Origin of the sequence: Pseudolysinimonas kribbensis (assembly GCF_039531715.1) — a bacterium.
GTDB classification, from domain to species: Bacteria; Actinomycetota; Actinomycetes; order Actinomycetales; family Microbacteriaceae; genus Pseudolysinimonas; species Pseudolysinimonas kribbensis.
On the sequence record NZ_BAAAQO010000004.1, the window covers coordinates 97,064 to 122,357 of the forward strand.

Consider the following 25,294-nt stretch of genomic DNA (forward strand, 5'->3'; position numbering starts at 1 on the left):
GGACGGGGCAACGCTCGGTCGGCGCGAGTTCCGGCCTCTCACTAGGATCAAGGAACGTGACTGCTCTTACATGGGACGCCATCGATCAGAAGGCGGTCGACACCGTCAAGATCCTCGCCGCCGACGCCGTCGAGAAGGTGGGGAACGGGCATCCGGGCACCGCGATCAGCCTCGCGCCGCTCGCCTACCTCCTCTTCCAGAAGGTCATGCGCCGCGACCCGAAGGACCTGCAGTGGCTCGGGCGCGACCGGTTCATCCTGTCCGCCGGCCACAGCTCGCTGACGCAGTACATCCAGCTCTTCCTCGAGGGGTCCGGGCTCGAGCTCGACGACCTCGAGGCGCTCCGCACGTGGGGGTCGAAGACCCCCGGCCATCCCGAGTACGGGCACACCCCCGGCGTCGAGATCACCACCGGCCCGCTCGGCCAGGGGCTCGCCTCGTCGGTCGGCTTCGCGTACGCGCAGCGCTACGAGCGCGGCCTGTTCGACCCGGATGCCGCGCAGGGCGAGAGCCCCTTCGACCACCACGTGTACGTCATCGCGAGCGATGGCGACATCGAGGAGGGCGTCACGAGCGAGGCGGGGTCGCTCGCCGGCGTGCAGCAGCTCGGCAATCTGATCGCCTTCTACGACAGCAACCAGATCTCGATCGAGGACGACACCAACATCGCGCTGAGCGAGGATGTCGCCGCCCGCTACGCCGCCTACGGCTGGCAGGTGCAGACGGTCGACTGGAACACCAAGGCCGGCTACGTCGAGGACGTGCACAAGCTCTGGGACGCGATCGAGACCGCCAAGGCCAACACCACCCAGCCGTCCCTCATCGTGCTCAAGACGATCATCGGCTGGCCGTCGCCGACCAAGCAGAACACCGGCAAGATCCATGGATCGGCGATGGGCGCCGACGAGGTCGCCGGCCTCAAGAAGGCCCTCGGCTTCGATCCCGAGAAGTCGTTCGACGTCGACCCGGCCGTGCTCGAGCACACCCGGGCGTCGCACGACCGGATCCAGGAGTTCAAGGCGGCCTGGCAGGAGCGCTTCGATGCGTGGGCCGTGGCGAACGCCGACCGCAAGAAGCTCCTCGACCGGCTGTCGTCGGGCGCCGCGCCGGAGGGCGTGGCCGACGTGCTGCCGGTCTTCGAGCCGGGCAAGGACGTGTCGACGCGTGCGGCGTCGGGCAAGGTCATCAACGCGATCGCCGCCGTCATGCCGGAGCTGTGGGGCGGCTCGGCCGACCTCGCCGAGTCCAACAACACGACGATCGAGGACGCCGAGTCCTTCCTGCCGCCCGAGCGGAGCACGGCGATGTGGTCCGGTTCGCCCTACGGGCGCGTGCTGCACTTCGGCATCCGCGAGCACGCGATGGCGTCGATCCTCAGCGGCATCGTGCTGCACGGCAACACCCGGCCGTTCGGGGCGACGTTCCTCATCTTCAGCGACTACATGCGGCCCGCGGTGCGGCTGGCGTCGCTCATGAAGGTGCCCTCGATCTACGTCTGGACGCACGACTCGGTCGCGCTCGGCGAGGACGGCCCCACCCACCAGCCGGTCGAGCAGCTCACGGCGCTGCGCGCGATCCCCAACCTCGAGATCGTGCGCCCCGCCGACGCGAACGAGGTCGCCTGGGCGTGGAAGACCATGCTCGAGCGCCGGGTCGGACCCGCCGGGATCGTGCTCAGCCGACAGAACCTGCCGGTCTTCGCGCGCGGCGACGGGGCGGCATCCGGCGACACGCTGGCGGCCGCGTCGAACGTCGCGAAGGGCGCCTACGTGCTCGCCGAGGCGCAGGGCGGTGCGCCGGATGTGATCCTGCTCTCGACCGGGTCCGAGGTGCAGATCGCCCTCGCTGCCCGCGAGCAGCTCGAGGCCGACGGCGTGCACGCACGGGTCGTCTCCGTGCCGAGCCAGGAGTGGTTCGCCGAGCAGGATGCGGCCTATCGCGAGTCGGTGCTGCCGACGGCGGTCAGGGCGCGCGTCTCGATCGAGGCCGGGCTCGCCCTGACCTGGGCACCCTTGCTCGGCGACGCCGGTCGCCACGTCTCGATCGAGCACTACGGCGCCTCGGCCGACTACAAGACCCTGTACCAGAAGTTCGGTCTCACCGCGGAGGCGGCCGTCGCCGCCGCGAAGGAATCCATCGCCGCGGCATCGGCATAAGCCGTCACCATCCCGCCACCACCTCCGACAGGAACCAGGAATCATGGCCCCCAACACCAACACCGCAGCACTCTCGGCGCTCGGCGTCAGCATCTGGCTCGACGACCTCTCGCGTGAGCGGATCGCCTCGGGCGGGCTCACGGAGCTCATCGCCGACCGGAACGTCGTCGGCGTCACCACCAACCCCACGATCTTCGCCACGGCACTCGCCAAGGGCAACGCCTACGACGCCAAGGTCGCCGAGCTCGCCAAGGCGGGCACCTCGGTCACCGACGCCGTGTTCGCCATCACCACCGGTGACGTCCGCGACGCGTGCGACGTCTTCCGACCGGTCTACGACGCGACCGACGGCCAGGACGGCCGGGTCTCGATCGAGGTCGAGCCGGGCCTGGCCCGCGACACGGACGGCACGATCGCGGAGGCCAAGCAGCTCTGGTCGGCCGTCGACCGCCCGAACGTCATGGTCAAGATCCCGGCCACCGTCGAGGGGCTCGGCGCCATCACCGCGGCGACCGCGGCGGGCATCAGCGTCAACGTCACCCTGATCTTCAGCCTGGAGCGGCACCGTCAGGTCATCGAGGCCTACCTCGACGGCCTCGAGCAGGCCAAGGAGGCGGGTATCGACCTCTCGACCATCCGCTCCGTCGCCTCGTTCTTCGTGTCGCGGGTCGACACCGAGACCGACAAGCGGCTCGACGCCATCGGCACCGACGAGGCGAAGGCCCTGCGCAGCAAGCTGGGCATCGCGAACGCCCAGCTCGCCTACAAGCTCTACGAGGAGGAGTTCGCGACCGATCGTGCGAAGGCCCTCCTCGCCGCGGGCGCACACACCCAGCGTCCGCTCTGGGCCTCCACGGGCGTCAAGGACCCGGCGCTGCCCGACACGCTCTACGTGACGGAGCTCGCCGTCGCCGACGTGGTCAACACGATGCCCGAGAAGACGCTCGAGGCGGTCGCCGACCACGTACAGCTGCACGGGGATGCCGTCACCGGGTCGTACGCCACCGCGCAGCAGGTCTTCGACGACCTGAAGGCCGTCGGCATCGACTACGACGACGTCACCGCGCTCCTCGAGAAGGAGGGCATCGAGAAGTTCGACGTCTCGTGGACCGAGTTGCTCGACACGGTGACCGCGGCGCTCGAGGCGGCCAAGTGACCGTCTCGGTCGTCCCCACCGGGGCCGCGAAGGAAGCGGTCGACCGGCTGGTGCCGCAGCTGGTCGCCGACGGCGTCGCGGGCGGGATCGCCTCCCTCGACCCGACCCTGTGGGGCCCGGATGCCGAGAGCGAGGCCGCCATCCGGCTGGGCTGGACCGAGGCCGTCGCCATCTCCGAGCCGCTCGTCGCCGAGATCGTCGCGCTGCGCGAGCAGCTGCACGGCAAGGGCGTCACCCACATCGTCCTCGGCGGCATGGGCGGATCATCGCTCGCGCCCGAGGTCATCACCCGAACCTACGGGGTCGAGCTCACCGTCCTCGACTGCACAGACCCGCAGCAGGTGAAGGACGCGCTCGACGACCGGCTCGCCCAGAGCGCGGTCGTCATCTCGTCGAAGTCGGGCACGACGGTCGAGACCGACAGTCAGAAGCGCGTCTACGAGGCCGCATTCCGTGCGGCGGGCATCGACCCGACCGAGCGCATCGTCATCGTCACCGACCCGGGATCCCCTCTCGACGAGTCCGCTCGTGCCGACGGATACCGCGTCTTCAACGCCGACCCGAACGTCGGGGGCCGGTACTCCGCGCTCACGGCCTTCGGCCTCGTGCCCAGTGGCCTCGCCGGGGCCGACATCGCCGAGCTCCTCGACGAGGCCGGCGCGGTGCTGCTCGAGCTCGCGCTGGACCGCCCCGAGAACCCGGGGCTCATCCTCGGCGCGGCGATCGGCGGCACGCAGCCGCTGCGCGACAAGCTCGGGATCGTCGCGGACGGCACCCACATCGTCGGCTTCGCGGACTGGGCCGAGCAGCTGATCGCGGAGTCCACCGGCAAGCAGGGCACCGGGCTGCTGCCCGTGGTGCTTGACACCCGCTCGCCGGAGCTGTCCGAGAACCTGCCGGATCTGCAGATCGTGCGTCTCGTGCGGGATGAGCGCGCGACGCACGAGGTCAACGACGGCGAGATCGAGATCTCGGGCTCGCTCGGCGGACAGCTGATGGTCTGGGAGTACGCGGTCGCCGTCGCGGGACGGCTGCTCGGCATCAATCCGTTCGATCAGCCGGATGTCGAGTCCGCCAAGAAGGCGGCCCGGGGCCTGCTGGATGCCCAGCCCGCTCCGACCGAGCCGGTCTTCACGGACGGCGCCGTCGAGGTGCGCACGGCCGGGGGCCTCACGATCGACGGCACGAGCGTCGAGGCGGCGATCGACGCCCTGCTCGCAGCGCTCCCCGAGGACGGCTACGTCGCCATCCAGGCCTACCTCGATCGCGTCGACCACCCGGAGTTCGCCCAGCTGCGCGACCTGGCGGCCGCGGCGTCGAAGCGGCCGGTCACCTTCGGCTGGGGGCCGCGATTCCTGCACTCGACCGGGCAGTTCCACAAGGGCGGCCCCGCCGTCGGCGTGTTCCTCCAGCTCACCTCGGTGACGGCGCCGGCCGACGATCTCGCGATCCCGGACCGTCCGTTCACTTTCGGGCAGCTGATCCGCGCTCAGGCCGCCGGCGACGCGAGCGTGCTCGCCGATCACGGCCGGCCGGTGCTCACCCTGACGCTGACCGACATCGACGCCGGGTTCGACGCCGTCCGCTCGGCGCTCGGCGCGACCCGGGCGGGCTGATGCCACCGGTGGAGATCGGGCCCGGCCGCAACCCGCTGCGCGCGGCCAGCGATCGCCGGCTCAGCCGGATCGCGGGGCCGAGCGGCCTCGTGATCTTCGGCGTGACGGGCGACCTGTCGCGTAAGAAGCTCATGCCGGCGGTCTACGACCTGGCCAACCGCGGGCTCCTGCCGCCCGGGTTCGCCCTGGTGGGATTCGCCCGTCGCGAATGGGACGACCAGGACTTCGAGAAGGTCGTCTACGAGGCCGTCAAGCAGTACGCCCGCACACCGTTCGACGAGGACGTATGGAAGCAGCTGCGTGAGGGGGTGCGCTTCGTCCAGGGCGAGTTCGACGACGACGCGGCCTTCGACCGGCTGAAATCGACGCTCACCGAACTCGACGAGACGCGGGGCACGATGGGCAACCACGCGTTCTACCTCTCGATCCCGCCGAAGTCGTTCCCCCAGGTGACCGAGCAGCTCAAGCGCTCCGGGCTGGCCGATCCGAAGGACGGCGAGTGGCGGCGCGTCGTCATCGAGAAGCCGTTCGGGTCCGACCTGACGACCGCACGGGAGCTCAACGACGTCGTCGAGTCGGTGTTCCCGCCGGACTCGGTGTTCCGGATCGACCACTACCTCGGCAAGGAGACGGTCCAGAACATCCTGGCGCTGCGCTTCGCCAACCAGCTGTACGAACCGATCTGGAACGCCAACTACGTCGATCACGTGCAGATCACGATGGCCGAGGACATCGGCGTCGGGGGCCGCGCGGGGTACTACGACGGCATCGGGGCGGCGCGCGACGTCATCCAGAACCACCTGCTGCAGCTGTTCGCTCTCACCGCGATGGAGGAGCCGGTGTCGTTCGACGCCGCCGATCTGCGCGCCGAGAAGGAGAAGGTGCTCTCCGCCGTCCACCTGCCCGCAGACCTCTCGACCGCCACGGCCCGGGGGCAGTACTCCGCGGGATGGCAGGGGGGCGAGAAGGTCGTCGGCTTCCTCGACGAGGACGGGATGAACCCGCAGTCGGTCACCGAGACCTATGCGGCCATCAAGCTCAACGTCAACACCCGGCGCTGGGCGGGCGTGCCCTTCTACCTGCGGGCCGGCAAGCGCCTCGGCCGTCGGGTGACCGAGATCGCGGTCGTCTTCAAGCGGGCGCCGCAGTACCTGTTCGCCGAGGCGCAGACCTCGGCGCTCGGCCAGAACGCGCTCGTCATCCGGGTGCAGCCCGACGAGGGCGTCACGATCCGCTTCGGCTCCAAGGTGCCCGGGGCCGGCATGCAGGTGCGCGACGTGACGATGGACTTCGGGTACGGGCATGCGTTCACCGAGGCGAGCCCGGAGGCGTACGAGCGGTTGATCCTCGACGTGCTCCTCGGGGATCCGCCCCTCTTCCCGCGCCACCAGGAGGTGGAGCTGAGCTGGAAGATCCTCGACCCGATCGAGGAGTACTGGTCCTCGCTCGGCGGGCCGCTCGAGCAGTACAAGCCCGGCACCTGGGGCCCCACATCCGCGGACGAGCTCCTGGCTCGTGACGGACGGGTCTGGAGACGGCCGTGAGCTGGAGGAACGCATGATCGTCGACCTGCCGGACACCACCACGAGCGCCGTGTCGAAGGCTCTCGTCAGCATCCGCGAGGAGGGCGGCGCCGTCGCCCTCGGCCGTGTGCTCACGCTCGTCATCGTGACCCCGCTCGGCGAGGAGGAGGAGGCCATCGAGGCGGCCAACGACGCCTCGCGCGAGCACCCGATGCGCGTCATCGTGCTCTCGCGGGGCACCGACCGCTCGGAGGCGCCGCGCCTGGACGCGCAGATCCGGGTGGGAGGCGACGCCGGGGCCAGCGAAGTCATCGTGCTGCGGGTCTACGGCGAGCTCGCGAGCGACGAGGAGGGCCTGGTCATGGGCCTTCTGCTGCCCGACGCACCCGTCGTGCTGTGGTGGCCGAGCGATCCCCCGGCACATCCCGCCGAGTCGGCCCTCGGGCGCATCGCGCAGCTGCGCATCACGGACGCCGCGACGGCGGTGAACCCGGTGAAGGCGCTTCAGGCGCTCGGCGAGAACTACCGGCCGGGCGACACCGACTTCGCGTGGACGCGGCTGACGCTCTGGCGTGCCCAGCTGGCGGCCGTGCTCGATCAGCCGCCGTACGAGCCGGTCACCGCGGTGGTGGTCGCCGGGTCGAGCGACTCCCCGTCGACCGAGTTGCTCGCCGCCTGGCTGCAGCTCGAGCTGGAGGTCGACGCGCGGCTCGAGATCTCGAGCGCCGCGACCCACGGCTCCAGCGGGATCCACGGTGTGCGCCTCGAGCGACCCTCCGGCGCGGTCAGCCTCGAGCGGCTCGTGCCGAACGTGGCGACGCTCGTGCAGCCGGGTCAGCCCGACCACGACATCGCACTGCCTCGCCGCAGCCTCCGGGACTGCCTGGCGGAAGAGCTGCGCCGACTCGACCCCGACGACCTCTTCGGCGAGGTCGTGCAGTTGGGGATACCGAAGCTGCCGGCACCGTCCACAGCGGCCCGTGCCGGGAAGAGCAGCGCGAAGAAGGGCTGAGAACATGGCGACCAACGAACGGCGGGTGCTCGTGCATCCCGACAAGTCCTCCCTGGCCGGCGCGGTCGCGGCGCGGTTCGTCACGAAGATCATCGACGTGCTCGAGGAGCGAGGGCACGCCGACGTGTGCTTGACCGGCGGCTCGATGGGCTCCGCGGTCCTGCAGGCGATCGCAGACTCCCCCGCGTGCGGCACGGTCGATTGGAAGGCGATCACCTTCTGGTGGGGCGACGAGCGCTACCTGCCGCACGGCGATCCGGACCGCAACGACACCCAGTCCAAGGCGGCCCTGCTCGATGCCCTGAACCTCGACGCCGCGCAGATCAAGAGCCTGCCGGCACCGGGAGAGCACCCCGACATCCACGCCGCGGCGGACGCCTATGCGGCCGAGCTCCTGGCCGGCGCGCCGGAGGGGGCGCGGGCACCGCGATTCGACGTGACCTTCCTCGGCGTCGGACCGGACGGGCACATCGCCTCGCTGTTCCCCGACCATGCCGGCATCCGCGACACGGAGCACGTCGTCATCGCCGAGACCGACTCCCCCAAGCCGCCGCCCGAGCGGCTGAGTCTCACCCTGCCGATCATCAATGCGTCCGACCGGGTGTGGATGGTGCTGGCCGGCTCCGACAAGGCCGGCGCCCTGGGTCTGGCCCTCGCCGGGGCGAGCGCGAGCTCGGTTCCCGTCGCGGGGGTCGAGGGGCGTCGCCGTACGGTCTTCTTCGTCGACCAGGAGGCCGCGGCCGAGGTGCCGGCGAACCTCATCGCCCCCAGCTACTACTGGACGGGTGAGGACGACAAGCCCGAGGAGTAGGCGCTACTTCGACGGCGACGCGGTGCCGCGGCGCTGACGCAGCTGCGCGAGCGCCTCGTCGAGGAGCTGGGCCGCCTCCTCGTCGGTGCGACGCTCCTTCACGTACGCCAGGTGCGTCTTGTACGGCTCGGCCTTGGCCAGCAGCGGCGGGTTCTCGCGATCACGTCCGGCCGGCAGACCGGTGGTGGGGCTGTCGATCGTGTCCGGGATCTCCTCCACCGGGAGGTTCGCGGCGAAGTACCGCACGGTCTCGTTGCCGTGCGCGTCCCAGTAGGAGATCGCGACGCGGTCCGCGTGATAGCCGCGATCCTGCTCGCCCATCGGGCCGGAGCCCACCCGCGATCCGCGAATCGCGCTGCCGCCTGATGCCATGGTCAGATTCCGTCCGTCTTGTAGTGAACCCGGCGTCGGGTTTCTGAATGGATCAGACGCCGAATTTGATGGTGAGCCCGAGCACGACGATGCACGCGAGCCAGACGAGCGCGAGCACGACCGTGATGCGGTTGAGGTTGCGCTCCGCGACGCCGGACGCGCCGAGGTTCGAGGTCACGCCACCGCCGAACATGTCCGACAGGCCGCCACCGCGCCCCTTGTGGAGCAGGATGAGCAGCGTCAGCAGCAGGCTCGTGATGCCGAGGATCACCTCGACGATCACCTGGAGGATCTGCACGGGTTCGGGCCCTTCGGTCGGGAAGCTCGGATGATTCTACCTACAGGACGACGTGCTTCTGGAACTGCACGATGCTCGCGAACTCATCGAGCTGGAGGCTGGCCCCGCCCACGAGCGCACCGTCGATGTCGGGTTCGCGCATGAAGGATGCGATATTGGACGACTTGACCGATCCGCCGTAGAGGATGCGCGTGGCGGCGCCCGTCTCGTCGCCGAGCAGCTCGGCGAGCTCGCCGCGCAGGGTCACGGCGACATCCTGCGCCTGCTGCGGAGTCGCGGGCTGACCGGATCCGATGGCCCACACGGGCTCATAGGCCACGACGAGCTCCTGGCCGCGCTGCACCGGACCGAGCGCCTCGCGGAGCTGCTTGACCGGGATGGCGCTGGCGCCATGCCGCTCCAGGTCCTCGGCCGTCTCGCCGACGCACAGCACGGGGATCAGACCGTGCCGGATCGCGGCGGCGACCTTCTCGGCGCAGTCGGCGTCGGTCTCGCCGTGATATTCGCGACGCTCGGAATGGCCGATGAGAACGTACCGGCAGTCGAGACCCTTGAGGAACGCACCCGAGATCTCGCCCGTGTACGCACCGCTGTCGAACCTCGAGAGGTCCTGCCCGCCGAAGGCGATCGGCAGGTCGTCGGACCCGACGAGCGTTTGCACCGACCGCAGGTCGGTGAAGGGCGGGAACACCGCGACCTCGACGGCCTTCGTGTCGAGCTTCGCGTCGCGGAGGGTCCAGGCCAGCTTCTGCACGAAGGCGATCGACTGCAGATGGTCGAGGTTCATCTTCCAGTTGCCGGCGATGAACGGCGTGCGCGCTGTGCTCACGGTGCCCTCACTCTCGTGTCCAGCCCAGGGCTTCGAGCCCGGGCAGCGTCTTGCCCTCGAGGAACTCGAGGCTGGCCCCGCCGCCCGTCGAGATGTGACCGAAGTCGTCGTCGGCGAAGCCGAGCTGCCGCACGGCCGCGGCCGAGTCGCCGCCCCCGACGACGCTGAGCCCGTCGACCTCGGTGAGCGCCTGCGCCACTGCGCGGGTGCCGGCGGCGAACGGCTCGAGCTCGAACACTCCCATGGGGCCGTTCCAGAACACCGTCGCGGAGCCGCAGATCGCCTGGGCGAACGCCGCGGCGGTGTCGGGACCGATGTCGAGACCGAGCCCGTCGGCTCCGGCCGACGTCGACTCGATCCCGTCGATCGTCGTGACCTCGTAATGCGCGTCGGCGGCGAAGCGATCCGCGACCACGACATCCGTGGGCAGCAGGAGCTCCACGCCGCGCTCGTGCGCCTGGTCGAGATAGCCGCGCGCGGCCTCCAGACCGTCCGCGTCGAGGATGCTCTTGCCGATCGCGTGACCCTGCGCGGCGAGGAAGGTGAACAGCATCCCGCCGCCGATCAGCAACCGGTCCACCCGCGGCAGGAGCGCATCGATGACGCCGAGCTTGTCGCTGACCTTCGAGCCGCCGAGCACGACCGTGTACGGGCGTTCCGGCTCGCCGCTGGTGAGTCGCTCCAGCACCTCCAGCTCGGCCTGTACCAGGCGACCCGCGGCACTCGGCAGGAGCTTCGGCAGCTCGTAGACGCTCGCGTGCTTGCGGTGGGCGGCGCCGAAGCCGTCCTCGACGACGGCGTCGCCGAACCGGGCGAGCCGCGTCGCGAACTCCTCGCGGTGCGACGCGTCCTTCGAGGTCTCATGCGCGTGGAAGCGCAGGTTCTCCAGGACCGCGACGCCGCCGTCCTGCAGGGCGGCGACGGCCTTCTCGGCGTCGTGCCCGACCGTGTCGGCGGCGAACGCCACCGGTGCTCCGAGCAGTTCGCCGAGTCGCGTCGCGACCGGGGCGAGCGAGTACGCCGGGTTCTCCTCGCCGTCCGGGCGGCCGAGGTGCGAGATCACCACGACCCGCGCCCCGGCGCCCGTCAACTCGCGCAGCGTTCCGAGCGATGCCCGGATGCGACCGTCATCCGTGATCTCGCCATCCCGCAACGGCACATTCAGGTCGCAGCGGACGATGACGCGCGTGCCGGCGAGGTCGCCGAGCGATTCGATCGTGCGCAGCCGTTCGGAGCTCGGCACGTCTACAGGCGCTCGGCGACGTACTCGGTGAGGTCGACCATCCGGTTCGAGAATCCCCACTCGTTGTCGTACCACGCCGAGATCTTGACCTGATCGCCGAGGACCCGGGTCAGCCCGGCGTCGAAGATCGACGAGTGCGGGTTGCCCACGATGTCGCGCGAGACGATCTCGTCCTCGGTGTACTGCAGGATGCCCTTGAGCGGCCCGTCGGCGGCCGCCTTGTACGCCGCCTTGATCTCGTCGACCGTGACCGGCTTGGAGGCCGTCAGCGTGAGGTCGGTGATCGAGCCCGTCGGGGTCGGCACGCGGAGCGCGTAGCCGTCCAGCTTGCCGTTGAGCTCGGGCAGGACGAGCCCGATGGCCTTGGCGGCGCCGCTCGAGGTCGGGATGATGCTGAGCGCGGCGGCACGGGCCCGGCGCAGGTCGCTGTGCGGCCCGTCCTGGAGGTTCTGATCCGCCGTGTAGGCGTGGACCGTGGTCATGAGCCCGCGCTCGATGCCGAACGCGTCGTTGAACACCTTGGCGAGCGGCGCGAGGCTGTTCGTGGTGCACGAGGCGTTCGAGATGATGTGGTGGTTCGCCGGGTCGTAGTCGGTGTGGTTGACGCCGATGACGAACGTGGCGTCCTCGTTGCTGGCGGGCGCCGAGATGATGACCTTCTTCGCGCCGGCGGCGATGTGGGCCTTGGCCTTCTCGGCGTTGGTGAAGAAACCGGTCGACTCGATGACGATGTCGACGCCGAGCTCGCCCCAGGGCAGGTTGCCGGGATCGCGGTCGGCGAGCACCTTGATGCGCTTGCCGTCGATGACGATGCTGTCGCCGTCGACCGAGACCTCGGCGTTCAGGGTGCCGAGGATCGAGTCGTACTTCAGCAGGTGCGCGAGGGTCTTCGGGTCGGTGAGGTCGTTGACGGCGACCACATCCAGGTCGCTGCCCTGGGCGAGGGCCGCGCGGAAGTAGTTGCGTCCGATCCGGCCGAAGCCGTTGATGCCGATCTTGACGGGCACGGAAGATTCTCCTTGCCGGACGCGCGTCCGCGCGCCGCAGTTCGAGGGGTGGTGGTGGCGTGGACGGCGGCGACCGGGGCCGTAAGCCTGCGCTTCGGCCCGGCCGCGTCGCCTCTTACGACAGTAGCAGCAGGCCCTCGGTCTTCTCGCGCGCGGTGGTGAAGCGCTGATCGGCGTTCTGCCAGTTGGCGATGTTCCAGAACGCCTTGACGTAGTCCGCCTTGACGTTGAGGTAGTCGAGGTAGAACGCGTGCTCCCACATGTCGAGCTGGAGCACCGGGATCGTCGCCTGCGCGGTGTTCGCCTGCTGATCGAACAGCTGCTGGATGATGAGCCGCTTGCCCACGGGATCCCACGACAGCACGGCCCAGCCGGAACCCTGGATGCCGGTCGCGGCGGCCGTGAAGTGCGCCTGGAACTTGTCGAAGCCGCCGAAGAACTCATCGATCGCGGCGGCCAGCTCGGTGCCCTCGGGCTTTCCCTGGCCGTCGGGGGTCAGGTTGGTCCAGAAGATCGAGTGATTGACGTGACCGCCGAGGTTGAACGCGAGGTCCTTCTCGAGCTTGTTGACGTTCGCGAGGTCGCCGGAGTCGCGCGCCTCGGCGAGCTTCTCGAGAGCGGTGTTCGCACCGGCGACGTAGGTCGCGTGGTGCTTGTCGTGGTGCAACTCCATGATCTTGCCGCTGATGTGCGGCTCGAGGGCTGCGTAGTCGTACGGAAGATCGGGCAGCGTGTATTCGGCCATGACTCGAATCTAGTGATCCGAGCGGGGCCCGCGCCGGGGTGTGACGCCCTACTCCAAGCCTTCGGGAAGGTTGGCGTCGGTGCCCGGGATGCCGCGATCGCTCGCGCTCTTGTCGGCCATCGCGAGCAGACGCCGGATGCGCCCCGCGACCGCGTCCTTCGTCATCGGCGGATCGGCGTGGTGTCCGAGCTCGTCGAGGCTCGCATCGCGATGGCTCAACCGCAGCTCCCCTGCGTAGCGCAGGTGGCGCGGCACGTCCTCGCCGAGGATCTCGAGCGCCCTCTCCACGCGGGAGCACGCGGCGACGGCGGCCTGGGCGCTGCGCCGCAGGTTGGCGTCGTCGAAGTTGACGAGGCGGTTCGCGGTCGCGCGCACCTCCCGGCGCTGGCGCAGCTCCTCCCACGCGGCGACGCTCTGCGCCGCTCCCATGAGCCGCAGCATCGCCGCGATGCTCTCGCCGTCGCGGATCACGACCCGGTGCACGCCGCGCACCTCGCGGGCCTTGGCCACGATGTGCAGCCGCCCCGCGGCGCCGACGAGCGCCATCGCCGACTCGTTGCCCGGGGCGCTCACCTCGAGCGCGGCCGAGCGTCCGGGATCGGTGAGCGAGCCGTGGGCGAGGAACGCGCCACGCCAGATCGCGGCGAGCTCCTCGCGCGATCCCGTGGTGAGCCGGTTCGGCAGCCCGCGAACCGGGCGGCGCCGCGCATCCAGCAGACCGGTCTGCCGGGCGAGGGTCTCACCGCCCTCGACGACCCGCACGAGATAGGTGCTGCTGCGGCGCAGGTTGCCGCCGGAGATCACCGAAACCTCGCTGCGGACGCCGTAGAGCTCGGCGAGGTCCTTGCGCACCCGCCGCGCGATGTCCGGAGAATCCAGCTCCGACTCGACCGCGATGCGGCCGGAGATGATGTGCAGGCCGCCGGAGAAACGCAGCAGCGCCGCGAGCTCCGCGGCCCGCACCGACGTGCGACCCGCTTGAACGGCCGCCAGCTCTTCCTTGACGTCGGCGGTCAATGCCACGCGCTCCGCCCTTCTCTCGTCGCCCTACTCGCGCCCGAGATCTCGATGCTTGACGCTCACCGTCACGTCCGGAAGGGCGCGCAACCGGCGCCCGAGCTCCTCGGCGATGGCGACCGAGCGGTGCTTCCCGCCCGTACATCCGATAGCGATCGTAGCGTGCCGCTTGTTCTCCCGACGGTACCCGGCGAGTACAGGTGCCAGGGCGGCGACGTAGGCGTCGATGAACTCGGCGGCGCCCTCTTGATCCAGCACGTATTTCTCGACGGCGGGGTCGAGTCCCGTGAGGGGTCGCAGTTCCGGCACCCAGAACGGGTTGGGCAGGAACCGGCAGTCGGCCACGAGGTCGGCGTCGGAGGGCAGACCGTACTTGAAGCCGAAGCTCTCGACCGCGATGCGGGTGGTCTGATCGGCCGCCTCGGAGAACTGCTCGGCGATGACGGCGGCGAGCTGATGCACGTTGAGGTCGCTCGTGTCGATCACGACGTCGCTCTGGTTGCGCAGGTCGGCCATCCGGGCGCGCTCCGCCGCGATGCCGTCGAGCAGCGTGCCGTCGCCCTGCAGCGGATGCGGGCGCCGGACCTGCTCGAACCGCCGCACGAGCGCCTGGTCGGTCGCATCCAGGAACACGACCCGCAACTCCGACGCCGTGCCCCGCAACGACTCCAGGGCGCTCTGCACGTCGGCGAAGAGCCGTCCACCCCGCACGTCGACGACGGCGGCGACCCGCGGGATCGTGTCGCCCGTGTGCTCGGCGAGTTCGACGAGGGGGCGCAGCATCTGCGGCGGCAGGTTGTCGACCACGTACCAGCCGAGGTCCTCGAGCGCATCGGCGGCCGTCGAGCGACCGGCACCGGACATGCCCGTCATGATCAGGATCTGACGGTCGGTCGGCATGGCTCTAGTCTTCCGCAGGCTCGGCCGTGTCGGGGGCCAGCCGCGCCACGATCGACTCGGCGAGAACCGGACCGATGCCCTTGACCTGGGCGATCTCGTCGCGCCCGGCCGCACGCAGCCGCTTGACCGACCCGAAGTGCTTCAGGAGCGTCTTGACCCGGGCGGGGCCGAGGCCCGGCACCTGGGAGAGCTGCGATCCGATGTCGTTCTTGCGCTTCTGCCGCTGGAACGTGATCGCGAACCGATGCGCCTCGTCACGGATGCGCTGGATCATGAACAGGGCCTCGCTGTTGCGCGGCAGGATGACCGGGAAGTCCTGGCCGGGCAGCCAGATCTCCTCGAGCCGCTTCGCGATCCCGGCGACCGGGATGTCGTGGATGCCGAGCTCTTCGAGCGTGCGCGCCGCGGCCTCCACCTGCGGCTGCCCGCCGTCGACCAGGATCAGCCCGGGCCGGTAGGCGAATCTCCGGCGCCGACGCTGCCCCGGGGCGTCCTCGTCCAGCGGCGCATCGTCGTCGTCATCGCCGGCGGCCACGTCCTCCTCGACGCCCGAGATGTCCTCGTCCTCGAGATGCGCGAGCCGGCGGCCGAGCACCTGGTGCAGTGACTCGAGGTCGTCGGCGTAGCCGGGGATGGCGAACTTGCGGTACGCGCTCTTCTTCGGCAGCCCGTCCTCGAACACCACCATCGAGGCGACGATGTTCGTTCCGCCGAGATGCGACACGTCGTAGCACTCCATCCGCAGCGGCGCCTCGGGCAGGCCCAGCGCCACCTGGATGTCGTTCAGCGCCTCCGTCCGCGCGACGTAGTCGGCCGAACGACGGTTCTTGTAGAGGATGAGCGCCTGCTTGGCGTTCAGGCGCGCGTTGTCCATCACCCGGGCCTTGTCGCCGCGCTGCGCGGTGCGGATGGTCACCGCTCCCCCGCGCGGCCGCATCCCGGAGAGCCAGGTCTCCAGCGCGCTCGCATCCTCGGGCAGCGCGGGCACGATGATCTCGCGCGGCGGCACGTCGGTCTCGTATGCCGTCTCGAGCATCTGCTCGACCAGTTCGCCGGTCGTCAGGTCGAGCTCCTTGTCGACCACCCAGCTGCGCACACCGCGGATGCGGCCACCGCGCACGACGAACTGCTGGATCGCCGCCGCGAGCTCGTCCTCCTCGACGCCGAACACGTCGGCCTCCGCGCTCTCGGGCAGCACGACCGCGCTCTTCTCGAGCACGTTCTCGAGCGCCTGGATGCGGTCGCGGAGCCGCGCGGCCTCCTCGTACTCGAAGGCGGCGGCGGCCTCGTTCATCGCGCGCTTGAGATGCGTGATCACGCTCGTGTCGTGGCTCGCCATGAACGCGACGAACTGGTCGACGATCTCGCGATGCTCCTGAATCGTCACGGTCTGCGAGCATGGGCCGCCGCAGCGCCCGATCTGGCCCGGGAAGCACGGGCGCCCGGTCTGCATGGCGCGCTGGTAGCTCGAGTCGGAGCACGTCCGGATCGGGAACGCCTTCGTCATCAGGTCGATGGTCTCGCGGACGGCCCACATCTTCGGATACGGCCCGAAGTACCGCGCGCCTGGGATCCGGTGGTTGCGCGTGACCATGACCCGCGGCGCCTCGTCCGCGAGGGTCACCGCCATGTACGGGTAGCTCTTGTCGTCGCGGAACTTGACGTTGAACGGCGGATCGAACTCCTTGATCCAGGTGTATTCGAGCTGCAGCGCCTCGACGTCGCTGGCCACCACGGTCCACTCGACGCTCGTGGCCGTCATCACCATGCGCCGGGTGCGCTGGTGCAGGCTGCGCAGCGGCTGGAAGTAGTTGCCGAGGCGCGCCCGCAGATTGATGGCCTTACCGACGTAGATGACGCGCCCGTTGGCCCCTCGGAAGCGGTAGACGCCCGGCTGCGTCGGGATGTCGGACGGCTTCGGTCGCCAGTCGCGCGCGGCGCGGTGCGCGAGATCGCCCTCGCCCATGGCGATGCGCCCGGGCCCGGCGATGCCGAGCGATGCCATCAGCTGGCCTTCTTGCGCGCCGTCGTCACCCGACCCACGCCGGTGGACTCCGCCTCGAGCAGCTCGCGCAGGAACACCCCGGTGTGGCTGCCGGGCGCCTCGGCGAGCTCCTCGGGCGTGCCGGTGGCGATCACCTTGCCGCCGCCCGATCCGCCCTCGGGGCCGAGGTCGACGATCCAGTCGGCGCTCTTGATCACGTCGAGGTTGTGCTCGATGACGATGACCGTGTTGCCCTTCTCGACGAGCCCGTTCAGCACGAGCAGCAGCTTGCGCACGTCCTCGAAGTGCAGTCCCGTCGTCGGCTCGTCGAGCACGTAGACGCTGCGCCCGTTGGAGCGCTTCTGCAGCTCGGTCGCGAGCTTGACACGCTGCGCCTCACCGCCGGAGAGGGTGGTCGCGCTCTGCCCGAGCCGCACGTAGCCGAGGCCCACGTCGACGAGGGTCTTGAGGTAACGATGGATCGCACCGATCGGCTCGAAGAACTCCGCGGCCTCGCTGATCGGCATGTCGAGCACCTCGGCGATGTTCTTGCCCTTGTAGTGCACCTGCAGCGTGTCGCGGTTGTAGCGCGCGCCGTTGCAGGTCTCGCACACCACGTACACGTCGGGCAGGAAGTTCATCTCGATCTTGAGCGTGCCGTCGCCCTGGCAGGTCTCGCAGCGGCCGCCCTTGACGTTGAAGCTGAACCGGCCGGGCTGGTAGCCGCGCGCCTTCGCCTCCATCGTCTCCGAGAACAGCGTGCGGATGCGGTCGAAGACGCCGGTGTAGGTCGCGGGATTCGACCGCGGGGTGCGCCCGATCGGCGCCTGGTCGACGTGCACGACCTTGTCGAGATTCTCGAGCCCAGTGACCCGGCGGTGCCGACCCGGCACCTGGCGGGCGCCGTTGAGCTGGTTGGCGAGCACCTTGTAGAGGATGTCGTTGACCAGGCTCGACTTGCCCGACCCGCTGACGCCCGTGACGGCGGTGAACGTACCGAGCGGGAAGTCCACCGTCACGTCCTGCAGGTTGTTCGCCTTCGCGCCCTCAACCGTGATGATGCGATCGCGATCGACGGGACGGCGGGTGTGCGGCATCTCGATCGCGCGCCGCCCGGCGAGGTAGTCGCCCGTGATCGACGCCCGGTCCTCGAGCAGCGACTCGTAGTCGCCCGAATGGATCACGACGCCGCCGTGCTCCCCCGCGCCGGGGCCGATGTCGACGATCCAGTCGGCCGTGCGGATGGTGTCCTCGTCGTGCTCGACCACGATCAGGGTGTTGCCGAGGTTCTTGAGCTTGACGAGCGTGTCGATGAGCCGCCGGTTGTCGCGCTGGTGCAGGCCGATCGACGGCTCGTCGAGCACATAGAGCACGCCCGTCAGACCGGAGCCGATCTGGGTCGCGAGCCGGATGCGCTGCGCCTCGCCGCCGGAGAGGGTCGCGGCCGCGCGCGCCATGGTCAGGTACCCCAGCCCGACCTCGAGCAGGAACTCGAGTCGCAGCCGGATCTCACGCAGGACCTGCGCCGCGATCTTGGTCTCGCGTGCGGTCAGCTCGAGCTTCTCCATGAACCCGTAGGACTCCTGGAGGCTGAGCTCCGCGACCGCCGAGATCGAGTTGCCGGCGACCTGCACGGCGAGCACCTCCGGCTTGAGCCGCTGGCCGTGACAGACCGGGCAGGGGATCTCGCGTAGGTACTCGCCGTAGCGCTGCTGCGACCAGTCGCTCTCGGCCTCGAGGTACTTGCGCTCGATGTACGGCATGACGCCCTCGAAGCCGGTCGTGTACTTCATCGTGCGGCCGAAGCGGTTGCGCCACTGCACCTGCACCTCGAAGTCGTTGCCCTGCAGGATCGCCGCCCGCACCTCGTCGGAGAGATCGGACCACGGCGTGTCGAGGTCGAAGTGCAGGTCGCGCGCGAGCCCCTCGAGCAGCCGGCTGAAGTAGCTGTACAGGCCCTTGCCGCCCTGGTTCCAGGGGAGGATGACGCCCTCGTTGAGCGTGAGGCTCGGGTCGCCGATGAGGAGGTCGGCATCCACCGCCATCTTGGTGCCGAGGCCGGAGCACTCCGGGCACGCGCCGAACGGTGCGTTGAACGAGAACGTGCGCGGCTCGATCTCGGTGAGCGCGATCGGGTGCCCGTTGGGGCAGCTCAGCTTCTCGCTGAAGGTGCGGAACTTGGTCGTGGACTCGGCGGGCTGGTCGACGAAGTCGATGCCGACGATGCCCTGGGTGAGCCCGAGCGCCGTCTCGACGGAGTCGGTGACGCGAGTGAGCAGGTCGTCGGAGGCGACCAGCCGGTCGACCACGACGGAGATGTCGTGCTTGTACGACTTCTTGAGCACGGGCGGCTCGGTGAGCTGCACGGTCTCGCCGTCGACGACCGCGCGCGAGTAGCCGCTCGCGCTCAGCTCCTTGAAGAGGTCGACGAACTCGCCCTTCTTCTGCGAGATCACCGGCGCGAGCACCTGATACCGCGTGCCGGTGGGCAGCTCCATGAGCTGGTCGGCGATCTGCTGCACCGTCTGGCGCTGGATCGGCTCGCCGCAGATCGGGCAGTGCGGGATGCCGATGCGCGCCCACAGCAGCCTCATGTAGTCGTAGATCTCGGTGATCGTGCCGACGGTGGAGCGCGGATTGCGGTTGGTCGACTTCTGGTCGATGCTCACCGCGGGCGAGAGCCCCTCGATGAAGTCGACGTCGGGCCGGTCGACCTGCCCGAGGAACTGCCGCGCGTACGCGGAGAGCGACTCCACGTACCGCCGCTGCCCCTCCGCGAAGATCGTGTCGAAGGCGAGGCTGGACTTGCCCGAGCCGGAGAGCCCCGTGAACACGACGAGCGAATCCCGGGGGATCTCGAGGTCGACGTCTTTGAGGTTGTGCACCCGCGCGCCGCGGACGCTCAGCTTCTGGGGGCCGGGAACGGGTGAGATCGACACTCCCCCCATTCTACGAAGACCACCGACATCGCGCCGGGAGCGGATTCGCGATGGAATGGCGGGATGCGCATCCGGGCGGTCATCGCGGCCGCCGCGGTGCTGCTCTCGCTCGCCGGCTGCACGAGCGGCGCGTCGCCCGTGCCGCGGGTCTCGATCCCCGGTCTGCTCGGGGGCGGCGGCGCGACGGGGACGGCGCAACCGCTCGACACGTCCGACATCTGCGCCGTGTTCCCCGTGGCCGCGGTCGCGACGAGCTCCGGATGGCGGCTCTCCTCGGCCACGGCCGGCACGTCGACCGCGGGGTCGGCCCCGGCCGTGCAGTGCACGTACTCGGGGGTCGACGGCACGCTGCGCCTGCTCGCCGCCCCGGGCGGCGACGACGCCGCGCTCACCGCCCTCATCGCCTCGCCCGACCTCGGCGGGGGCGCCATCGTCGTCACCGGGCTCGGGGATGCGGCGCAGGCGGCCCTGGACGGCATCGTCGTGCGTTATGGCGACGACGTGCTGGCGATCGTCGAAAAGCCGGCCACGACGGCTCTGCCGCTGGCGATCACCCAGCGCCTCGTGATATCCCTCCGGGACCGCCTCACGCGGTAGCGTGCGGCATGGGCGTGCGGATCTCGACGGTGGGTGCCGTGACCGTGCAGCGAGACGGCCGGTCGCTGCCCGCCGGTGCGCTCGACGCCCGCCGCTCGCGTGTCGTGCTCGTCGCGCTCGCCCTCAGCCCCGCCGGTCTGGGCTCGCGCGCACTCGCCGAGCGTGTCTGGGACGCACCGCCGTCGACCTGGTCGGCCGCGCTGCGCGGCACGATCCTCGCCCTGCGGTCCGCCCTCGATCCGATCGGCCTCGGCGGTCAGGAGCTCGTGCGCACGACCGATCAGGGCTGGGCGCTGGCTCCGGATGCCGCGGTCGACCTGCTCGAGGCGCGCGCCGCCGCCGATCGTGCCGAGACCGAGCTCGCGGCGGGTCGCGCCGAGACCGCGCTCGAGCTCGCGACGGCGGCCAGGCCGCGCGGCGATCTGCTGCCCGGCGAGGACGGCGAGTGGCTCGACGAGCCGCGCGCGCAGCTGGCGGCGGTGACCGAGCGGCTTCTCGCGATCGAGGGCGACGCCGCCCTGGAACTGGGGCGGGGGCCCGCGGCGGCGGCCGCGGCACGGGAGCTGCTGGAGCGCAACCCGCTCGACGAGCGCCCGCAGCGCACCCTGATGCGGGCGCTCGCCCTCTCCGGTGACCGGGCCGGCGCCATCCACGCGTTCGAGGAGTTCCGGACGGTGCTGGCCGAGCAGCTGGGCGTGGATCCGGGCCCGGCGACCGCCGCGGCGTACCTCGAGGTCCTGCGATCGGGGGCATCCGGCGGCGGCACGCTCCCCGCTCCCCCGCGCAACGGCTTCTACGGCCGGCAGGACGAGCTCGCCCGCATCGCGGCTGGTCTTGCGGCGCCGGGGTTCATCGTCGTGCTGGGCCTAGGCGGCGTCGGTAAGTCGCGGCTCGTGCTCCGCGCGGCGCATGCGGCCGCGGATGCCGTCCCCGGCGGGCGCTACTGGGTCTCGCTCGGCGACCTGCCGAGCGCGGATCTGGTCGCGGTGGCCGTCGCTCGCGCGGTCGGTGCCGATGAGGGGCCCGACCCGATCGGCGCGGCGACGGCGGTGCTCGCGCCGGCCGGTGCCGCGCTCTTGGTGCTGGATGGCTGCGAGAACGTGGTCGACGGCCTCGCCGAGACGGTCGCCGCCCTCGCGGAGGCCAACCCCGAGCTCCGGGTGCTGGCGACATCGCGCCGGCCTCTCGACCTCCCCGCGGAGCGCAAGGTCGAGCTGGCTCCGTTCGAGCTGCCGGCCGGTGACGCGGCGTTCGCGCGGAGTGCGGCCGTGCAGCTGCTCGCCGACCGGCTCGCGGCGCGGGGCCAGGCGCTGGCCCTCGACACGCGCAACGCGGCGGCGGTCCGTGCGCTCTGCGAGCGATGCGGCGGGGTGGCCCTCGCCCTCGAGCTCGCGGCGGCGCAGCTCGGTTCGATGGCGGTCGCCGACCTGCTCGATGGACTGCCGACGGTCTCGCGCGGCGCCGAGGACGTCGTGCACTCCCTGCTGGCGCAGAGCTACCAGTCGCTGGACGAACGTGAATCCGCCCTGTTCCGCGCCTGGGGCGCGGTGGACGGGTCGCTCTCGCTCGGAATGGCCACCGCGCTCGTCGCGGACGGCACGGCACCCGGTCGCGTGGCCCGCCTGCTCGCCGAGCTCGCGGACGGCGGCCTGCTCGGAGTGGACCGCTCCGGCCCGCGCTGGCGCTATAGGCAGGATGACCAGGTGCGCGCGTTCGCGCGGGAGCGCCTCGACGAGACGGAGGGTCCGGGCGACGTACTCGCGGGGCTCGCCCGGGCCGTGCGGGCCCTGCTGCCCGAGGACGCCAGGACGCCTCCCGGCGGCTTCCGCGAGTCGGTGACGGATGCCTCCGATGCGCTGCGCACCGTGCTCGAGGCCGCCGCGAGCGGTCGGCTCGATCGCTCGGTCGGGCTCGAGCTCGCCTTCCGCCTCCACCGGTACTGGACGGTCGTCGGGCTCGCGGAGGGCCGCTACTGGCTCGCGCGACTGCTCGACGGGGCCGGCGATGACCGCTGGGCTCCGCTCGCGACGTTCGCCGCCGGCTACCTCGCGTACTGGGCCGGCGACACCGCGGCGGCCGGCGATCTGCTCGAGACGGCGGCGGAGCGCCTGCGGGGCGTCGAGGACTCCTTCGCCGCACGCGCGCTCGTCTTCGCCGCCGGGATCGCCGACGACGAGGACCGCCCGCAGGCGGCGCTGCGCGACATCCGGGCCGCCATCGAGCTCGCCGACACGACGGACGACGCCAACCTGCAGGTCACCGCCGCCATGGGTGTCGCGAGCATCCTCGCCGAACGCGGCGATGCCGACGCCATCGGATTCACCGACCGCGCCCTCACGATCTGCCGGGAAAAGGCGTCACGGGACCAGCTGCTCGCGACCCTCGCGACCGCGTCGATGATCGCGTGGCAGGTCGGCGACCTCGACGCGGCCAGACGCTGGATCGCCGAGGGCGAGCCCCTCCTGCGCGAGGAGGCGCGCATCGCGCGAGTGGTGCTCGCGGTTGCTGCGGCGGGCGTCGCGATGGCGGAGGCCCGCCTCGAGCAGGCGGCCCGGCTGGTGGAGCGGGCGGTGGCCGACGGCGAGGAGCTCGGCGTCGAGCGCGAGCTGCCCCTGGCCCATGCGCTGCGGGCGCGCATCGCGCTCGTGCGAGGTCGCCCGGCGGATGCCGTGGCCCCCACGCTCGCCGCGCTCGACACGGCGGATCGGCTGGCCTACCGGTATCCGCTCGCGATCGGCCTGGAAACCGCCGCGCTGCAGTGCGACGACGAGACCGCGGGGATCCTGCTCGCGACCGCGGCGGTGATCCGGGCCGAGGGCGATCGTCCGGCGCCGCACTCGCTCGCGGTGCCCGCGGTCCTCGGCGAAGCGATCGATCCGGCGGCGGCGGCTGATCTCGCGCGTTCGGTGCTCACCCGAGTGACCCGATGAGAACAGCGCGAAGGCGACGGTGCCTCAGATGTGCCCCGCGGTCGCCATCTGCCGCAGCTCCTTCTTCATGTCCTGGAGCTCGTCGCGGATGCGGGCCGCGAGCTCGAACTTGAGCTCCCCCGCGGCCTGCAGCATCTGCTGGTTGAGGTCGGCGATGATCGCCTCGAGCTCGTTCGCTCCCCCGGCCCCGATGCCCTCCCTGCGCAGGTTGGGCGTGGGCGAGCGCCGGCGCGATCCGTCGGAGGTGGACCGCCCGGCGAGCAGCGCGGCCGTGTCGGCCTCCTCGCGCGCGAGCACCGCCGTGATGTCGGAGATGCGCTTGCGCAGCGGCTGCGGGTCGATGCCGCGCTCCGTGTTGTAGGCGATCTGCTTCTCGCGACGCCGATCGGTCTCCTCCAGCGCGTTGCGCATCGAGTCGGTCATGTTGTCGGCGTACATGTGCACCTGGCCGTTGACGTTGCGCGCGGCACGGCCGATGGTCTGGATGAGCGACGTGCCGGACCGCAGGAAGCCCTCCTTGTCGGCGTCGAGGATCGCGACCAGCGAGACCTCGGGCAGGTCGAGTCCTTCGCGCAGCAGGTTGATCCCCACGAGCACGTCGTAGACCCCGGCGCGGAGCTCGGTGAGCAGGTCGACGCGGCGCAGGGTGTCGACGTCCGAGTGCAGATATCGCACCCGCACGCCGTGCTCGCCGAGGAACGCGGTCAGCTCCTCCGCCATCTTCTTCGTCAGCGTCGTGACGAGCACGCGCTCGTCGCGCTCCGCCCGCACCCGGATCTCCTCGAGGAGGTCGTCGATCTGCCCCTTGCTGGGCTTGACCACGATCTGCGGATCGACGAGCCCCGTCGGGCGGATGATCTGCTCGACGACCCCGTCGCCCATGCCGAGCTCGTACCGCCCCGGCGTCGCCGACAGGTAGACCTTCTGCCCGACCCGCTCGAGGAACTCCTCCCAGCGCAGCGGGCGGTTGTCGAGCGCGCTCGGCAGCCGGAAGCCGTGCTCGACCAGCGTGCGCTTGCGGCTCGCGTCGCCCTCGTACATTGCGCCGATCTGCGGCACCGTCACATGCGACTCGTCGATCACGACCAGGAAGTCGTCGGGGAAGTAGTCCAGCAGAGTGTTCGGCGGCTCGCCCGGGTTGCGGCCGTCGATGTGGCGCGAGTAGTTCTCGATGCCGGAGCAGAACCCGATCTGCTCCATCATCTCCAGATCGAAGGTGGTGCGCATGCGCAGCCGCTGGGCCTCGAGCAGCTTGCCCTGGCGCTCGAACTCCGCCAGCCGCTCCGCGAGCTCCTCCTTGATGGTGCCGATCGCCCGGTGCATCGACTCCGGGCTCGCCGCGTAGTGCGTCGCCGGGAACACCGAGACCGCGTCGAGCTTGGCGACGACGTCGCCCGTGAGCGGGTGCAGCGAGTAGAGCGCCTCGATCTCGTCGCCGAACATCTCGATGCGCACGGCGAGCTCCTCGTAGACGGGGATGATCTCGATCGTGTCGCCGCGCACCCGGAACTTGCCGCGCGAGAAGTCGACGTCGTTGCGCTCGTACTGCATGTTGAGGAACCGCCGCACGAGACGGTCGCGTGAGATGTGCTCGCCGACCTGCAACGCCGTCATCGCGCCCAGGTACTCCTCCGCCGCGCCGAGACCGTAGATGCAGGACACCGTGGAGACGACCACCACGTCGCGCCGGCTCAGCAGCGAGTTGGTGGTCGAATGCCGCAGCCGCTCCACCTCGGAGTTGATCGACGAGTCCTTCTCGATGAACGTGTCCGTCTGCGGCACGTAGGCCTCGGGCTGGTAGTAGTCGTAGTAGCTCACGAAGTACTCGACCGCGTTGTTCGGCATGAGCTCGCGGAACTCGTTGGCCAGCTGAGCCGCGAGCGTCTTGTTATGGGCGAGCACGAGGGTCGGGCGCTGCACCTGCTCGATCAGCCAGGCGGTCGTCGCCGACTTGCCGGTGCCGGTCGCCCCGAGCAGCACGATGTCGGTCTCCCCCGCCTGCACCCGGTGCGCGAGCTCCTGGATGGCCTGGGGCTGGTCGCCGCTCGGCGTGTACTCGCTCACGACCTCGAAGGGCCGCACCGACCGGGTGGGTTGCATGGTGTCCAGGCTAGGACGCGCCACCGACGAGCGCCGGATAAGGATCCGCTGTGAAGGGC

At 70.5% G+C, this 25,294-nt stretch carries 19 protein-coding genes; 8 read left to right on the forward strand and 11 right to left on the reverse strand.

The window, feature by feature from the left end:
* Positions 1-56 precede the first annotated feature (56 nt).
* The 6 genes from tkt to pgl are packed head-to-tail and all read left to right on the forward strand — an operon-like array spanning position 57 to position 8,274.
* Complete coding sequence (gene tkt / locus ABD285_RS11060) at positions 57-2,156, forward strand: transketolase (protein ID WP_344202595.1); 2,100 nt, start codon at positions 57-59, stop codon at positions 2,154-2,156.
* Positions 2,157-2,199: 43 nt separating this feature from the next.
* On the forward strand, positions 2,200-3,312 hold the full coding sequence (tal, locus tag ABD285_RS11065) for a transaldolase (RefSeq protein WP_284255527.1): 1,113 nt from the start codon (positions 2,200-2,202) through the stop codon (positions 3,310-3,312).
* On the forward strand, positions 3,309-4,928 hold the full coding sequence (locus ABD285_RS11070; protein WP_344202597.1) for a glucose-6-phosphate isomerase: 1,620 nt from the start codon (positions 3,309-3,311) through the stop codon (positions 4,926-4,928). Before tal ends, ABD285_RS11070 begins: the two co-directional genes overlap by 4 nt.
* Positions 4,928-6,472 carry a glucose-6-phosphate dehydrogenase gene (zwf, locus tag ABD285_RS11075; RefSeq protein ID WP_344202599.1) on the forward strand — a complete coding sequence of 515 codons (1,545 nt, stop codon included), beginning with the start codon at positions 4,928-4,930 and terminating at the stop codon, positions 6,470-6,472. Before ABD285_RS11070 ends, zwf begins: the two co-directional genes overlap by 1 nt.
* A gap of 13 nt (positions 6,473-6,485) precedes the next feature.
* A complete protein-coding gene (locus tag ABD285_RS11080) occupies positions 6,486-7,463 on the forward strand; it encodes a glucose-6-phosphate dehydrogenase assembly protein OpcA (protein WP_284255526.1) in 978 nt (325 codons plus the stop codon).
* Positions 7,464-7,467: 4 nt separating this feature from the next.
* A complete protein-coding gene (pgl, locus tag ABD285_RS11085) occupies positions 7,468-8,274 on the forward strand; it encodes a 6-phosphogluconolactonase (protein WP_344202602.1) in 807 nt (268 codons plus the stop codon).
* Positions 8,275-8,277: 3 nt separating this feature from the next.
* Here pgl and ABD285_RS11090 read toward each other — a convergent pair whose 3' ends face one another.
* From ABD285_RS11090 to uvrA, 10 genes are all read right to left on the reverse strand, one after another.
* Positions 8,278-8,646: an RNA polymerase-binding protein RbpA gene (locus ABD285_RS11090; protein WP_284255525.1), complete on the reverse strand. Its 369-nt coding sequence runs from the start codon at positions 8,644-8,646 to the stop codon at positions 8,278-8,280.
* 52 nt (positions 8,647-8,698) lie between these two features.
* A complete protein-coding gene (gene secG / locus ABD285_RS11095; protein ID WP_284255524.1) occupies positions 8,699-8,944 on the reverse strand; it encodes a preprotein translocase subunit SecG in 246 nt (81 codons plus the stop codon).
* 40 nt (positions 8,945-8,984) lie between these two features.
* Positions 8,985-9,773, reverse strand: coding sequence for a triose-phosphate isomerase (gene tpiA / locus ABD285_RS11100; RefSeq protein WP_284255523.1), 789 nt, complete (start codon positions 9,771-9,773; stop codon positions 8,985-8,987).
* A 7-nt stretch (positions 9,774-9,780) separates the two neighbouring features.
* Positions 9,781-11,016 carry a phosphoglycerate kinase gene (locus ABD285_RS11105; protein ID WP_284255522.1) on the reverse strand — a complete coding sequence of 412 codons (1,236 nt, stop codon included), beginning with the start codon at positions 11,014-11,016 and terminating at the stop codon, positions 9,781-9,783.
* Between the two features lie 2 nt (positions 11,017-11,018).
* Positions 11,019-12,023, reverse strand: a complete 1,005-nt coding sequence (gene gap / locus ABD285_RS11110; protein ID WP_284255521.1) for a type I glyceraldehyde-3-phosphate dehydrogenase — start codon at positions 12,021-12,023, stop codon at positions 11,019-11,021.
* Positions 12,024-12,138: 115 nt separating this feature from the next.
* Entirely contained in the window at positions 12,139-12,768 is a 630-nt protein-coding gene (locus ABD285_RS11115; protein WP_284255520.1) for a superoxide dismutase, read from the reverse strand.
* A gap of 48 nt (positions 12,769-12,816) precedes the next feature.
* Complete coding sequence (gene whiA, locus ABD285_RS11120; RefSeq protein ID WP_284255519.1) at positions 12,817-13,791, reverse strand: DNA-binding protein WhiA; 975 nt, start codon at positions 13,789-13,791, stop codon at positions 12,817-12,819.
* Positions 13,792-13,815: 24 nt separating this feature from the next.
* Positions 13,816-14,685 (reverse strand): RNase adapter RapZ, encoded by an 870-nt coding sequence (gene rapZ, locus ABD285_RS11125; protein ID WP_344202605.1) that lies wholly within the window; start codon positions 14,683-14,685, stop codon positions 13,816-13,818.
* 4 nt (positions 14,686-14,689) lie between these two features.
* On the reverse strand, positions 14,690-16,651 hold the full coding sequence (gene uvrC / locus ABD285_RS11130) for an excinuclease ABC subunit UvrC (protein WP_284255772.1): 1,962 nt from the start codon (positions 16,649-16,651) through the stop codon (positions 14,690-14,692).
* Positions 16,652-16,689: 38 nt separating this feature from the next.
* A complete protein-coding gene (gene uvrA / locus ABD285_RS11135; RefSeq protein ID WP_425565022.1) occupies positions 16,690-19,617 on the reverse strand; it encodes an excinuclease ABC subunit UvrA in 2,928 nt (975 codons plus the stop codon).
* A 54-nt stretch (positions 19,618-19,671) separates the two neighbouring features.
* Between uvrA and ABD285_RS11140 the strand changes: the two genes are divergently transcribed.
* Both ABD285_RS11140 and ABD285_RS11145 read left to right on the forward strand, forming a co-directional pair.
* The gene (locus ABD285_RS11140) at positions 19,672-20,205 is read left to right on the forward strand and encodes a hypothetical protein (RefSeq protein ID WP_284255518.1); all 534 of its coding nucleotides are present in this window, start codon (positions 19,672-19,674) and stop codon (positions 20,203-20,205) included.
* An 8-nt stretch (positions 20,206-20,213) separates the two neighbouring features.
* On the forward strand, positions 20,214-23,135 hold the full coding sequence (locus tag ABD285_RS11145) for an ATP-binding protein (protein ID WP_344202611.1): 2,922 nt from the start codon (positions 20,214-20,216) through the stop codon (positions 23,133-23,135).
* 24 nt (positions 23,136-23,159) lie between these two features.
* Here ABD285_RS11145 and uvrB read toward each other — a convergent pair whose 3' ends face one another.
* On the reverse strand, positions 23,160-25,235 hold the full coding sequence (gene uvrB, locus ABD285_RS11150) for an excinuclease ABC subunit UvrB (protein ID WP_344202613.1): 2,076 nt from the start codon (positions 25,233-25,235) through the stop codon (positions 23,160-23,162).
* Between the last annotated feature and the right edge of the window lie 59 nt (positions 25,236-25,294).

Coding starts and splice junctions, on each gene's coding strand:
- tal (WP_284255527.1), top strand. CDS start 2,200: ATGGCCCCCAACACCAACACCGCAGCACTCTCGGCGCTCGGCGTCAGC.
- zwf (WP_344202599.1), top strand. CDS start 4,928: ATGCCACCGGTGGAGATCGGGCCCGGCCGCAACCCGCTGCGCGCGGCC.
- ABD285_RS11080 (WP_284255526.1), top strand. CDS start 6,486: ATGATCGTCGACCTGCCGGACACCACCACGAGCGCCGTGTCGAAGGCT.
- pgl (WP_344202602.1), top strand. CDS start 7,468: ATGGCGACCAACGAACGGCGGGTGCTCGTGCATCCCGACAAGTCCTCC.
- ABD285_RS11090 (WP_284255525.1), bottom strand. CDS start 8,646: ATGGCATCAGGCGGCAGCGCGATTCGCGGATCGCGGGTGGGCTCCGGC.
- ABD285_RS11115 (WP_284255520.1), bottom strand. CDS start 12,768: ATGGCCGAATACACGCTGCCCGATCTTCCGTACGACTACGCAGCCCTC.
- rapZ (WP_344202605.1), bottom strand. CDS start 14,685: ATGCCGACCGACCGTCAGATCCTGATCATGACGGGCATGTCCGGTGCC.
- uvrC (WP_284255772.1), bottom strand. CDS start 16,651: ATGGGCGAGGGCGATCTCGCGCACCGCGCCGCGCGCGACTGGCGACCG.
- uvrA (WP_425565022.1), bottom strand. CDS start 19,617: ATGGGGGGAGTGTCGATCTCACCCGTTCCCGGCCCCCAGAAGCTGAGC.
- ABD285_RS11140 (WP_284255518.1), top strand. CDS start 19,672: ATGCGCATCCGGGCGGTCATCGCGGCCGCCGCGGTGCTGCTCTCGCTC.
- ABD285_RS11145 (WP_344202611.1), top strand. CDS start 20,214: ATGGGCGTGCGGATCTCGACGGTGGGTGCCGTGACCGTGCAGCGAGAC.
- uvrB (WP_344202613.1), bottom strand. CDS start 25,235: ATGCAACCCACCCGGTCGGTGCGGCCCTTCGAGGTCGTGAGCGAGTAC.